The sequence below is a fragment of the Curtobacterium sp. BRD11 genome, from assembly GCF_031844345.1.
In the GTDB taxonomy this organism is placed as follows: Bacteria; Actinomycetota; Actinomycetes; order Actinomycetales; family Microbacteriaceae; genus Curtobacterium.
Genome location: NZ_JAUZUZ010000001.1, coordinates 470,664 through 482,792 on the forward strand (window position 1 = coordinate 470,664; position 12,129 = coordinate 482,792).

Consider the following 12,129-nt stretch of genomic DNA (forward strand, 5'->3'; position numbering starts at 1 on the left):
GGACGATCGAGAACCAGGACGGGCCATGATCGTCGTCACACGACTCAACGGCAGCGCATTCGCTGTCAACCCCGACCTCGTGGAGCGCATCCAGGAGACGCCGGACACGACGCTCATCATGGTCGACGGCGCCAAGTACATCGTGCGCGAGTCCATGGCCGACGTCATCGGCCTCGTCGCCGCCTACCGCGCGCGGATCGTCGGCATGGCCTACGGCACCGACACCGCGGTGGACGCGACCGGACCGCAGCCGGTCCTCGCGCCCGTCGCGCCGCTCGTCACCAACGGACGACGCGACGCCGTCCGGAGCCAGGACGGGGGGCGCTGACCGTGGACATCGCAACGATCGTCGGCATCCTGCTCGCCTTCGGCGCCCTGTTCGGGATGGCGCAGATGGAGCACGTCGAGATGGCGGGACTCTTCCTGCCCGCGCCGATGCTCCTCGTCTTCGTCGCCACCATCGGCTGCGGCGTCGCGAGCACCACCATGAAGGACGCCCTCGCCGCGTTCAAGACCGTCCCGAAGGCGTTCACCGGCAAGGTCACCCCACCGCAGACGGTCATCGACGACGTGGTCGGGTTGGCCGAGACGGCCCGCGCCAACGGCCTGCTCGCGCTCGAGCAGGAGGCCGACAAGCACGACGACCCGTTCATGAAGAAGGCCCTGCAGAACATCGCGGACGGCACCGACGGCGACGAGCTCCGGATCCTGCTCGAGGACGAGATCGAGTCGAACGCCGCACCGATGCGGAGCGCCAGTGCGTTCTTCATGGGCCTGGGCGGCTTCGCCCCGACCGTCGGCATCATCGGCACCGTGGTGTCCCTGACCCACGTGCTGGCGAACCTCGGCAAGCCCGACGAGCTCGGCCCGCTCATCGCGAGCGCGTTCGTCGCGACGCTCTGGGGCCTGCTCACCGCGAACTTCCTCTGGCTGCCCTTCGGCGGCAAGCTCCGGAAGCTCGCGCAGCTCGAGGCCGACCGGCAGACCCTGCTGATGGAGGGCCTGCTCGCCGTGCAGGCCGGCAGCCAACCCCGACTGCTCGGTGAGCGCCTCACCGCGATGGTCCCGCCCGCAGCGCGCGGTGCCGGCGGCAAGGACGGGAAGACCGCGAAGGCCACCGCCGACGACCAGCAGCTGGCGGCCTGACCGTGAGCGCGAACCCCCGCGGGCGCGGGCGCGGCCGGAAGAAGGGCGGCCACGACGAGGCCGAGCACCCGGACGAGCGCTGGATGGCGTCGTACATGGACATGATCACGGTGCTCATGTGCATGTTCCTCGTGCTCTTCGCCATGTCGTCGGTCGACCAGGAGAAGTACATCGCGCTGAAGAACTCGCTCGCGACGGGGTTCGGCGAGGTGAAGTCCGGCAAGGTCGACACCGCCTCGGGCACGATCGTGTCGAAGTCCCAGGTGACGAAGGACGGCAAGGGGTACGCGACGGACAAGTCCGACGCCGACCACTCGACCGCCGCGTCCGGCGCCGACGACACGAACGTCGACCCGGCGTCGACGGCGGTGCCGCCGGTCGCGTCGAAGGCCGACCTGGCGGCGGCCCAGCAGGAGCTCGACGACCTCAAGGCGATCGAGGCGGCCATCCAGGGCAACCTCGAGCAGGCGGGGGAGTCGTCGAAGGTGCAGTTCGCCGTCGACGACCGCGGCCTGACGGTCCGGCTCGTCGGGAGCGAGACCTACTTCGCGACGAACAGCGCCGACCTGTCCGACCAGGCCCGCCGCATCATGGACGCGATCGCGCCGGTCCTGAAGACCAGCGGACACGACGTCAGCGTCGAGGGCCACGCCGACCAGCGGAACTCGACCGCCCCGTACGCGACGAACTGGGAGCTCAGCGCCGCACGCGCGACCGGGGTGCTCCGCGACCTGGTCGAACGGGGCGGGATGCCGGCGGACCACGTGCAGAGCGTCGGCTTCGGGTCGAGCCGCCCGCTCGCGAAGGGCGCGAGCGACGCGGACAACACCCTCAACCGCCGGGTCGACATCGTCGTGCTCTCGAACCAGGACCAGGACGTCAGCGAGCTGATGCCCGCCCTCGCCACGGCGCAGGACGGAGCGCGACAGGGGTAGACCCCGGCGGGCAGGGCCCGCACCACAGCGCGGACCGGACCGCAGGACGCGCGCCGACGAGCGGCCACGGGTCGCCCCGACGCCGGGTCCGCCGCCGCCCCAGAACGGGGCACAGCGCTGACGCCTGCCCGTCGCCGGTCGACAGACGCACCCGTGACCGAGACCCTGCCCGCGCCCGAGGTGTACGACTTCGCGCGCCCGTCGACGCTCGCCCGCGAGCACGCACGGGTGCTCGAGCTCGCCTTCGAGACGTTCGCGCGGCAGTGGGGGACGCAGCTCACCGCGAAGGTGCGTGCCGTCAGCCAGGTGACCTGCGAGCAGGTCTCGATGACGACGTACGACGAGTACGCCGCGTCGCTGCCCGCCCTCACCGGCATGGTGCTGCTGCCGATCGCCGACACCGCGCCGAAGGGCGTGCTGCAGGTCCCGCTCGACGCGGCCCTGACGTGGGTGTCGCACGCGCTCGGCGCGTCGAAGCCGCTGCCGACACCGGAGCGCACCTTCACGCCGATCGAGCAGGCGCTGGTGCGGAAGATCGTCGAGGACGCCCTCGACGACCTCCGCTACTCGTTCGGCGGGCTCCTCGCGCACGAGGTCACCACCGGTGGCTTCCAGTTCAACAGCCAGTTCGCCCAGGCCGCGCAGAAGGGCGACCTGATGATCGTCGCCGCGTTCTCGATCCGGGTCGGCGACCGCGTCGCCCCCGGCACGCTCGCCCTGCCGGCGGAGGCCGTGCTGCCGCAACTCGGCGAGGACACCACGAGCGTCTCGGCCGCCGACGCCCGCGCCCTGCTCGACGCCCAGCTCGCGAACGTCCCGGTCGGCGTCAGCCTGCACTTCGCGCCCGCCGCCGTGCTGCCCACGCAGGTGCTCCGGCTGGCCGTCGGCGACGTCCTGCCGCTGCCGCACCCGCAGCACCGCCCCCTGACCATCGCGGTCGACGGCGAACCCGTCGGCACCGCCGCCGTCGGCGCCAACGGCTCGCGCCTGGCCGGCATCGTCGTCACCACCACCGATCCGGAGCAGCACGCATGAGCGCCACCACCACCCTCCACGCCACCGCGGCCGAGTCGCTCGCGGCGCAGCTCCCGACGGCGGCACCCCTGACCGCCGTGCCCCTGCCGGGAGGCGCGACCCCGGTCGTCCTCGAGGCCGCCGTCGACGGTGTGGTCGCGTCCTTCGTCGGCGGACTCTCCGCGGACCTCGCGCTGGTCCTCACCGACCTCGGCGCGGTCGTCGCCGCGGGCGGCGCCGACGCCGGCCTGGTCGACGTCACCGACGTGCTCCGCCCGTCGCTCGAGGCCGCTGCCTCCGTGCTCGGCGTCGGTGTGCTCGGTGACGCCCGTCGCGAGTCGGCAGCCTCGCTGTTCGCCGACCCGGAGACGGTCGTCTTCGAGCTCACCGCGGGCGGGGTCCCCGGCGGCTGGTTCGCGCTGCGCGTCCGTGAGAACGGCACGGTCTCGGCACCGCTCGCCGCCGGCGCCGTCCCCGCCGGGAACCTCGGTCGCATCAACAACGTCGAGATGACGCTGACCGTCGAGATCGGTCGGACCCGGATGTCGGTGCGCGACGTGCTCGGCATGGAGCCGGGCGCCGTGGTCGAGCTCGACCGCAGCGCCGGAGCACCCGCTGACGTGCTGCTCAACGGCCGGTTGATCGCCCACGGCGAGGTCGTCGTCGTCGACCAGGACTACGCCGTCCGCATCACCAGGATCCTCGACGTCGCCGAAGCGGTCTGACCCGTGGACACCCTCTGGATGGCGCTCCGGGTCGCCGTGTCGCTCAGCGTCGTGCTCGCGCTGATGTGGGTGCTGCACCGCCGTGCGACGAAGGGCGGTCTCGGAGCCGCGGTGAAGGCCCGGAGCCGCCGTTCCGCCGCGGTCGAGGTCGTCGGTCGCCAGGGCATCGGCGGCAAGGCGAGCGTCGTCGTCGTCGACGTCGAGGGGGAGCGTCTCGTGCTCGGTGTGTCCGAGCAGAGCGTCTCGCTGCTCCGGAGTGGTCCGACCCCCGCGCCGGAGCTCACCGTCGTCGCCGGGCCGGTCGCACTGCCGACCGCCCCGCGCGCCGTCGTGTCAGCACCCGAGTCCGCCGAGCCGACCTCCGCCGGGCCGACGTCCGCCGAGCCGACCACGGTGGCGGCCCCGTCCGCCGACGCGTTCCGTGCGGAACTCGAGCGACAGGACCACGCCGCCACGGGCCTCCCGGCCGACGCCGCGCCCGTGCTCCCGATGCGTCCCCGCGGTCCCGCGCGTCGTCCGGCCCGGACCGTCGTGCCGACCGCGCAGCAGCTCCAGGGCTCCGTGCTCTCCGCGGACACGTGGCGGCAGGCCGCCGCCGCGCTCCGAGGCCGGCGGGCCGGGTGACGGCCGCGCTCCGGACCGGCCGCACCGCCACCCTCGTCGTCCTGGGACTGGCGACGGTCGCCGGTCTCGTCCTCCTGACCACCACCGGCGCGCACGCCGTCGGCGTCACCGGGCCGACCGCGCCGGCGGCCCCGACCCCACCCGCGAGCGGTGACTTCAGCGTCAGCGTGAACGGGCCCGACGGCGCGCCGTCCTCGGCGATCGTCACGCTCCTCGGCATCACGCTGCTCAGCGTCGCACCGGCCCTGCTGCTCATGATGACGTCGTTCACGAAGATCTTCGTGGTGCTCGCCATGACCCGGAACGCCCTCGGGCTGCAGGGGATCCCGCCGAACCAGGTCATCGCCGGGCTCGCGCTCTTCCTGTCCCTGTTCGTGATGGCCCCGGTGCTCGGGCACATCAACGACGACGCCCTGCAGCCCTACCTCGCCGGCCACATCGACTTCGCGAAGGCGGTCGAGGTGGGCACGAAGCCACTGCGGACGTTCATGCTGCACCAGACGCGCGAGGAGGACGTCGCGCTCATCACGCGCGCCGCCGGTCAGGCGAACCCGACGGACCTCGACGCCGTGCCCATGACGACCGTGATCCCGGCGTTCGTCATCTCGGAGCTGCGGAGCGCCTTCATCATCGGCTTCGTCATCTTCATCCCGTTCCTGGTCATCGACCTCGTCGTCTCCGCCGCGCTCATGTCGATGGGCATGATGATGCTGCCGCCGGTGATGATCTCGCTGCCCTTCAAGATCCTGCTGTTCGTCCTCGTCGACGGCTGGGGGCTCATCATCACGTCCCTCATCGAGAGCTACCAGGTGGTGCGCTGATGAACCAGCAGGCGGTCATCGACCTGACCCTCCAGGCACTCCTGGTGGCCGGCAAGCTCGCGGCCCCCGTGCTCGTGACCTCGCTCGTGGTCGGCTTCGCGATCTCGCTCTTCCAGTCGGTGACGCAGATCCAGGAGGTCACGCTCTCGTTCGTGCCGAAGGCGGTCGCCGTCGCGATCGCGCTCGTCGTCTGCGGCAACTGGATGATCGCCGAGATGGTCGCGTTCACCCACGTCGCGTTCGACATGATCCCGAAGCTCCTCGGGACGTAGCCGTGGACCTCGCCATCGACGCCGACCGGCTCGAAGCCACCATGCTCGCCGGGGTCCGGCTCGTCGCCTTCCTCGTGATCGCGCCGCCGTTCGCCTACAAGGCGTTCCCCGGCACGGTGAAGGTGATCCTCGGGCTCGGTCTGGCGATCGGTGTCGCACCGCGGGTCGGCCTCGGGTACACCGCGCTCGACACCGGTGGGTTCCTGCTCGCCCTGCTCACCCAGCTGGTCGTCGGGCTGGGCCTCGGCTTCCTCGTGTACCTCGTGTTCGCCGCGGTGCAGTCCGCCGGCGGTCTCATCGACCTGTTCGGCGGCTTCACCCTCGCCCAGGCGTACGACCCGCAGTCCCAGGTCAACGGCGCGCAGTTCACCCGGCTGTTCCAGATGGCGTCGCTCGCGCTGCTCTTCGCCAGCGGCGGGTACCAGCTCATCGTCGCGGGGCTCGTGCGGTCGTTCGACGCGGTGCCGCTCGTCACGGCCGGCGGTTCGCCGGGCACCTTCGCCGTCGGCGGCTTCGCCTCGGTGCTCGTCGCGGCGGCCGGGCAGATGTTCCTCGCCGCACTGCAGATCGCGGGGCCGCTCGTCGTCGTCCTGTTCCTGGCCGACGTCGGCCTCGGGCTGCTCACGCGCGTCGCCCCGGCGCTCAACGCGTTCCAGATGGGCTTCCCGATCAAGATCGGGCTGACCGTCGTGTTCGCCGGTGCGCTCTTCATGGCGCTGCCGGCCGTCGTGTCGTCCCTGACCGGCGACGCCGTCGCCGCGATCACCGGGCGGGGGTGAGGCGACGTGTCCGACGGAGGGAGCGGCGAACGCTCCGAGAAGGCCACCCAGAAGCGGATGCAGGAGGTGCACCGCAAGGGGCAGCTCGGCCGCTCGCAGGACCTCGGCGCCTGGGTCGGCATCGCGACGGCCGCGCTGGTCATGCCCGCCGCGATCGGCAACGCCGCGGGTGCGGGGGAGCAGCAGCTCCACGCCGTGCAGCGCGTCATCGCGGACCCGACCGTCCCCGCGGTCCGGCAGGCACTGTCCGAGGCGCTCGGCTCCGTGGCCGGCACCGTCGGCCCGATGCTCGCCGTCGTCGCGGTCGCCGTCGCGGCGGTCTCCGTCGCGCAGGGCGGCGTGCACTTCCGGCGGATGGCCCCGCAGCCGGACCACTTCGACCCGGTCGCCGGGTTCAAGCGGGTCTTCGGCGTCCAGGCGCTCTGGAACGGCGTGAAGGCACTGCTGAAGACCGCCGTCGTCGGGCTCGTCCTGTGGTTCGCCGTGCAGTCGCTCGTCCCCGTCCTCATGACGAGCGGTTCGCTGCCGCTGTCGTCCGTGCTCGACGCGGCGGAGGAGGGCACCGGGACCCTGCTCCGCGCCGCCGTCGCCGCGGGTCTGGTGCTCGCCGCGGTCGACGTGCTGGTCGTCGTGCGCCGCAACCGCAAGCGCACGATGATGACCAAGCAGGAGGTCAAGGACGAGTCGAAGCGCACCGACGGCGACCCGCTCGTGAAGGGCCAGCGCCGGTCCCGACAGCTCGCGATGAGCCGGAACCGGATGATCGCCGCGGTCGGGGACGCCGACGTCGTCATGACCAACCCCACGCACTACGCGGTCGCGCTCCGCTACGAGCCCGGGAAGTCCGCACCCCGTGTCGTCGCGAAGGGTGCCGGGCCGGTCGCCGACGTCATCCGGTCGACCGCCGAGGAGTCGCGCGTCCCGATCGTCCGCGACGTCCCGCTCACCCGGGCGCTGCACGCGGCGTGCGAGCTCGGGCAGGAGGTCCCGGTCGACCTCTACACGCCGGTCGCCCGGGTGCTCTCGTTCGTCATGGCGCTCAGGGCCCGCGGCGCCGCCGCCGGGACGCACGCCGCGCCCACGCCGACCACGGCCGACGAGGTCGCGACCGTCCTCGACCCCACCACGCTCACCGGCGACGCCCGACCACGACGCCTCCGCACCCGTCCGTCCACCACCGAAGGGGCACCCGCATGAACCGCAAGGACCTGCCCAAGCTCGCCGTCCCGGTCTTCATCGTCGGCATCGTCCTGCTGCTGATCCTGCCGGTGCCGTCGTTCCTGCTCGACGTGCTCATCATCCTGAACATCCTGCTGGCGCTGGTGATCCTGCTCACGACGCTGTTCGTGAAGAAGCCGCTCGACTTCTCGGTGTTCCCGTCGCTGCTCCTCGTCGCGACGCTGTTCCGCCTCGGCCTCAACGTCGCCTCGACGCGACTGGTGCTCGGCGAGGGCTTCGCGGGCGACGTCATCCAGGCCTTCGGGCACGTCGCGGTGTCCGGCTCGATCATCATCGGCGCCGTCGTCTTCCTCATCCTCGTCGTCATCCAGTTCGTCGTCGTGACGAAGGGTGCCGAGCGCGTCGCCGAGGTCGGCGCCCGCTTCACCCTCGACGCGATGCCCGGCAAGCAGATGGCGATCGACGCCGACCTGAACGCCGGACTCATCACCGATGCCGAGGCGAAGGAACGCCGTGCGGCGGTCTCCGCCGAGGCCGATTTCTACGGGGCGATGGACGGCGCGTCGAAGTTCGTCAAGGGCGACGCGATCGCCGGCATCCTGATCCTCGTCATCAACATGCTCGGTGGCGTCGCGATCGGCATGCTGCAGAACGGGCTCTCCGTCACCGACGCGCTGTCGAAGTACGGCATCCTGACCATCGGCGACGGCCTGGTCTCGCAGATCCCCGCACTGCTCATGGCCGTGTCGACCGGCATGATCGTGACCCGGTCGGGTGCGGAGACCGAGATCGGCGCGTCGGCGACGACGCAGCTGACGCAGTCGCGGAACGCGCTGGTGATCGCCGGGGTCGCTGCGATCGCGATGGGGTTCATCCCCGGCATGCCCGTCGTGCCGTTCCTGCTCATCGGCGCCGGGCTGCTGTTCGCCGGCTGGCGGCTCTCGCGGCAGGCGGCGCAGCAGGCGGCAGCGGCCGAGCAGCAGCAGGCACTCGAGGCCGCGGCCCCCTCGGCGGACAGCCCCGAGGACCTGCTCGAGCAGATGCGTGTCCACGCCCTCGAGATCCTGCTCGCACCGGACCTGGTCGACATGGTGTCCGGGTCGTCCGACGACCTGCTCGGTCGCGTGCGCGCGCTCCGTCGGAAGATCGCCGTCGACATGGGCATCGTCGTGCCGCCCGTCCGCACCCGGGACAGCATCGAGCTGCCCCCGTCGACCTACGCGATCCGCATCGCCGGGGTCGAGGCCGGTCGCGGGACCGCCCCGTCCCGCAGCGTGCTCGCACTCGGCGACCAGCTCGACGGGCTCCCGGGCACCACGACGGTCGAGCCGGTGTTCGGTCTGGCCGGCAAGTGGGTCCCCGCCGAGCTCCGGCACGCGGCCGAGATGACCGGCGCGACCGTCATCGACCGGGTCTCCGTGCTCGTCACGCACCTGCAGGCCGTGATCGGCGACAACGCGGCCCGGCTGCTCACCCGCGAGGACGTCAAGGTGCTCACCGAGGGCGTCAAGCAGGTGAACCCCGCGGCGGTCGAGGAGCTCGTGCCCGGCATGCTGTCCCTGGCCGAGGTGCAGCGCGTGCTCCAGGGCCTGCTCGCCGAGCGCGTGCCGATCAACGACCTCGGCCGCATCTGCGAGGCGCTGACGCTCCGCGCGAAGGTGTCGACCGACCCCGAGGGCCTGGTCGAGGCCGCCCGCGCCGCCCTCGGCCCCGCCCTGCCCGCCCGCCACGCCGAGGCCGGCACGCTCCGCGTCATCATGATCGACCCGCTGCTCGAGCAGTCGATGCTCGAGGGGCTCCGCCCGTCCGAGCAGGGCACCCAGATCGTGCTCGACGCCCACCGCATCGAGCAGGTCCTCGGGTCCCTGCGCGACGCCGTGCGCAGCGTCGAGGAGCAGGGCCTGTCCGCCGTGCTCGTCTGCGCCCCGCAGCTCCGACCGGCCGTGCACCGCATGGTGTCCGCGCAGGCGAACGGCCTGCCCGTGCTGTCCTACCAGGAGGCCACCGCCGCGGGCTCCACCATCGAGACCGTGGGAGTGGTCCGTGCCGCCGACCCGATCGCTGCGTAGCGGCCCGACGCTCGAGGCGGTCCGCGACGCCCTCCGCACCGAGTTCGGTGCGGGCGCCCGGATCGTCTCGGCCGAACGCGTGTCCACGCCCGGGATCGGTGGGCTCTTCCGCCGCACGCACGTCGAGGCCGTCGTCGAGGTGCCGGACCCGCTCGACCCGCCGACCGCCCGGGTGGCCATCGCCGACGGCCCGGCCACCCGCATCGGGATCGCCGCGCTCCTCGCCGACGCCGAGGCCGCCGAGGCCCGCATCGCCGCCGGCGACGGCACCGCGTCGACGCGGGCGGATGCGTTCGCCTCGGTGCTCGACGGCTTCGCGGCCGACGGGATCGCCGCGGGCGCCCCGCGCCCCGGCCGCCCCGTGAGGGACGTGGGTCGGGTCGACCCGGCCGCGCCGCGCCTCCAGGACGGCCCGTCCCCGGCCGTGCCGGGCACGGACGAGGACCACGGTCGGCCGGGAGGCCCGCTGCCGGTCGCGGGACCGGCTCCCGTCGTCCCGCTGGTCACCGCGGTGTCCGCCCCGGCGTCCGTCCGTCCGGTGCTGCCGGTCCCGGCCGTGCGGTCGGCCGACGGCGACCTCGTGCTGCTCGTCGGGCGTGCCACCGACGTCGACGCGGCGGCGGGGGTGTTCGCCGGACGGTACGCACTGCGCCCGACCGACGCCGCCGACCGGCGGGCGGGGATCCTCGCGCGCGCCGAGGGCGTGCGGAACGGCCACGCGCTGCTGGGCGTCTCCGCGTGGGACGACGCGACGACGATCGGGGGACTCGCCGCCGACCAGGTGTGGGTCGTGGTCGACGTCGGTCGGAAGACCGAGGATGCCCGGGCCGTCGTGGCCGCGGTCGCCGGGCGGGTACCCGTCGCGGGTGTGGTGGCCATCGGTGCGGGGGAGACCGCCACGCCGGAGTCCGTCCACCAGCTGGGCCTGCCGGTGGTGTCGCTAGGCTGACGGGGTGCTGGTACTCACGCGGAAGGTCGGCGAGCGGATCCTCGTCGGTGACGACGTCGTCATCACGGTCCTCGACAGCCGCGGCGACGGCGTCCGGATCGGCATCGACGCACCGCGCGGGGTCAAGATCCAGCGCGAGGAGGTCGTGCGCGCCGTGATCGAGGCGAACGCGGAGGCGGCTGCGGCGGCCGCTGCGTCCGGTGCCGAGGGCGCCGACGACGCCGAGGCGCGACTGCGCGCTGCGCTCGGCGACCGGGGACGGGCGTCGGACCAGGGCTGAGTGCCGCGGTGGCGTCCGGGCGGGCGGTGTCCGCTGGCTCGTGCGCACGCTCGTGCGGCTCTGTGGCTGTGCGTCTGTGCGGCGGTGCGTCTGTGCGGCCGTGTGGCTGTGCGTCGGTGCGGCCGTGCGGCTGTGCGTCGGTGCGGCCGTGTGGCTGTGCGGTCAGCCCGGCAGGCCGATCGCGGTCCAGGCGGCGAGTCCGGCCCAGCACGTACTCGTGAGCGTCCCGACGATGAACCGCTCTCGCGCCTCGGCGGAGTCGAGCTCCGAGAAGCGACCGAGGCCCTTCACCGCGACGACCGCCGCGATGATCTCGAGCCGGCCCACCAGCACCGCGCCGATCACCGCGAACCGTTCGAGGAACCCGATCGCCGCCCCGCCCCGGAGCACCTCCGGGCGTCGACGCTCGACGGCGGGTTCGTCGGCGCGCGAGACCAGGATGCCGCCGTGCCGACCCCGCTCGACGCCCTCGCGCATGGCGAAGCCGAGCACGGTCCCCGTGACGGCACTCCCGGCGAGGACGCCGACGGCGACGACCGCGGTGGTGCCGAGCACGCGGAGCGCGGTCGTCGGTGCGGCGGGTGCCAGGTCGAGGAGCTCGGCGGCGAGGACGACCGCGACGACCACGACCGCCGGCACCGCGCGGGCGAGTGGCGGGACGCGGTGCACGGCGCTGAGCGCGGCCACCGCGAGCAGCACGACCGCACCGACCAGCCAGACCGTCATGCCGGGGTGTCCGCTTCGGTGAGGAGCCGCGCGAGTGCCGCGTGCACGGCGTCGTCGGAGCGCAGGTCGGCCGCCAGCCAGCGCTTCGCCACCGCCTGCGGGGTCACGCCGAGCACCTCGGCGGCCTCGGTGCGCGAGTGGCCGGCGCGGAGGAGGTCCGCGAGCTCCCAGCCCTCCCGCGACCGGCGGCGACGGGCCCGGACGGTCTGGGCGACGAGGGGCTCGACGTCCGCGGTACCGAGCCGGCGACCCGGGGCGACCTCGAGGGCGAGGTGCTCGGGGACGTCCTTCGCGCGGTCGACCGCGGCGCGTGCCTGCACGAAGGCGTCGCCGCGCGCGGCCCGGGTCGAGCTCGGCACCGGTTCCTCGACGTCACCGATGCCGATGCCGATGCTCCAGCCGTCCGTCCGGGCTAGGGCGAACACCACGTCGAGCAGGGTCTCCGCGTCGTCGAGCAGGAACTGGAACTCGTCGCCGGCGGTCCGCTCCGGCGGGAGCACCACGTGCCCCTCGGACGCGGTCCGGACGACGTCGATGGCCTGCTCGACCCGGTCGTCGTGGGAACGACTGCCCACCTGGTCCACCGTCACCGCGTACATCGCACCTCCGC

Annotated in this window: 15 protein-coding genes; 13 read left to right on the forward strand and 2 right to left on the reverse strand. The window is 73.2% G+C overall.

The genetic code is table 11. The features are described from left to right. Positions 1 to 25: 25 nt before the first annotated feature. The 13 genes from Q9R28_RS02110 to csrA all read left to right on the forward strand — a co-directional run bounded on the left by Q9R28_RS02110 (position 26) and on the right by csrA (position 10,793). Entirely contained in the window at positions 26 to 328 is a 303-nt protein-coding gene (locus tag Q9R28_RS02110) for a flagellar FlbD family protein (RefSeq protein ID WP_066654183.1), read from the forward strand. A 2-nt stretch (positions 329 to 330) separates the two neighbouring features. Next, complete coding sequence (locus tag Q9R28_RS02115) at positions 331 to 1,146, forward strand: motility protein A (RefSeq protein ID WP_066654185.1); 816 nt, start codon at positions 331 to 333, stop codon at positions 1,144 to 1,146. A gap of 2 nt (positions 1,147 to 1,148) precedes the next feature. After that, positions 1,149 to 2,081 carry a flagellar motor protein MotB gene (locus tag Q9R28_RS02120; RefSeq protein WP_311205371.1) on the forward strand — a complete coding sequence of 311 codons (933 nt, stop codon included), beginning with the start codon at positions 1,149 to 1,151 and terminating at the stop codon, positions 2,079 to 2,081. Between the two features lie 153 nt (positions 2,082 to 2,234). Then, positions 2,235 to 3,116, forward strand: a complete 882-nt coding sequence (locus Q9R28_RS02125; RefSeq protein ID WP_251155453.1) for a flagellar motor switch protein FliM — start codon at positions 2,235 to 2,237, stop codon at positions 3,114 to 3,116. After that, positions 3,113 to 3,820, forward strand: coding sequence for a flagellar motor switch protein FliN (gene fliN / locus Q9R28_RS02130; RefSeq protein WP_066654190.1), 708 nt, complete (start codon positions 3,113 to 3,115; stop codon positions 3,818 to 3,820). Before Q9R28_RS02125 ends, fliN begins: the two co-directional genes overlap by 4 nt. A 3-nt stretch (positions 3,821 to 3,823) precedes the next feature. Further along, positions 3,824 to 4,444, forward strand: a complete 621-nt coding sequence (locus tag Q9R28_RS02135) for a flagellar biosynthetic protein FliO (RefSeq protein ID WP_311205372.1) — start codon at positions 3,824 to 3,826, stop codon at positions 4,442 to 4,444. Further along, positions 4,441 to 5,265 carry a flagellar type III secretion system pore protein FliP gene (gene fliP / locus Q9R28_RS02140; protein ID WP_251160246.1) on the forward strand — a complete coding sequence of 275 codons (825 nt, stop codon included), beginning with the start codon at positions 4,441 to 4,443 and terminating at the stop codon, positions 5,263 to 5,265. The genes Q9R28_RS02135 and fliP overlap by 4 nt, the downstream gene beginning before the upstream one ends. Next, a complete protein-coding gene (locus tag Q9R28_RS02145; RefSeq protein WP_066654192.1) occupies positions 5,265 to 5,537 on the forward strand; it encodes a flagellar biosynthetic protein FliQ in 273 nt (90 codons plus the stop codon). The genes fliP and Q9R28_RS02145 overlap by 1 nt, the downstream gene beginning before the upstream one ends. Before the next feature lie 2 nt (positions 5,538 to 5,539). Next, on the forward strand, positions 5,540 to 6,316 hold the full coding sequence (locus tag Q9R28_RS02150; RefSeq protein ID WP_311205373.1) for a flagellar biosynthetic protein FliR: 777 nt from the start codon (positions 5,540 to 5,542) through the stop codon (positions 6,314 to 6,316). A gap of 6 nt (positions 6,317 to 6,322) precedes the next feature. Beyond that, positions 6,323 to 7,513 (forward strand): EscU/YscU/HrcU family type III secretion system export apparatus switch protein, encoded by a 1,191-nt coding sequence (locus Q9R28_RS02155; protein ID WP_311205374.1) that lies wholly within the window; start codon positions 6,323 to 6,325, stop codon positions 7,511 to 7,513. Beyond that, positions 7,510 to 9,564 (forward strand): flagellar biosynthesis protein FlhA, encoded by a 2,055-nt coding sequence (locus Q9R28_RS02160; RefSeq protein ID WP_311205375.1) that lies wholly within the window; start codon positions 7,510 to 7,512, stop codon positions 9,562 to 9,564. Before Q9R28_RS02155 ends, Q9R28_RS02160 begins: the two co-directional genes overlap by 4 nt. After that, entirely contained in the window at positions 9,539 to 10,513 is a 975-nt protein-coding gene (locus tag Q9R28_RS02165; protein WP_311205376.1) for a hypothetical protein, read from the forward strand. Before Q9R28_RS02160 ends, Q9R28_RS02165 begins: the two co-directional genes overlap by 26 nt. A 4-nt stretch (positions 10,514 to 10,517) precedes the next feature. Next, positions 10,518 to 10,793, forward strand: coding sequence for a carbon storage regulator CsrA (gene csrA / locus Q9R28_RS02170; protein ID WP_066654202.1), 276 nt, complete (start codon positions 10,518 to 10,520; stop codon positions 10,791 to 10,793). Positions 10,794 to 10,955: 162 nt separating this feature from the next. Here csrA and Q9R28_RS02175 read toward each other — a convergent pair whose 3' ends face one another. Together Q9R28_RS02175 and Q9R28_RS02180 are read right to left on the reverse strand one after the other, a co-directional pair. Continuing rightward, positions 10,956 to 11,519 carry a hypothetical protein gene (locus Q9R28_RS02175; protein WP_311205377.1) on the reverse strand — a complete coding sequence of 188 codons (564 nt, stop codon included), beginning with the start codon at positions 11,517 to 11,519 and terminating at the stop codon, positions 10,956 to 10,958. Continuing rightward, positions 11,516 to 12,094 carry a DNA-binding protein gene (locus Q9R28_RS02180; RefSeq protein WP_311205378.1) on the reverse strand — a complete coding sequence of 193 codons (579 nt, stop codon included), beginning with the start codon at positions 12,092 to 12,094 and terminating at the stop codon, positions 11,516 to 11,518. The genes Q9R28_RS02175 and Q9R28_RS02180 overlap by 4 nt, the downstream gene beginning before the upstream one ends. Between the last annotated feature and the right edge of the window lie 35 nt (positions 12,095 to 12,129).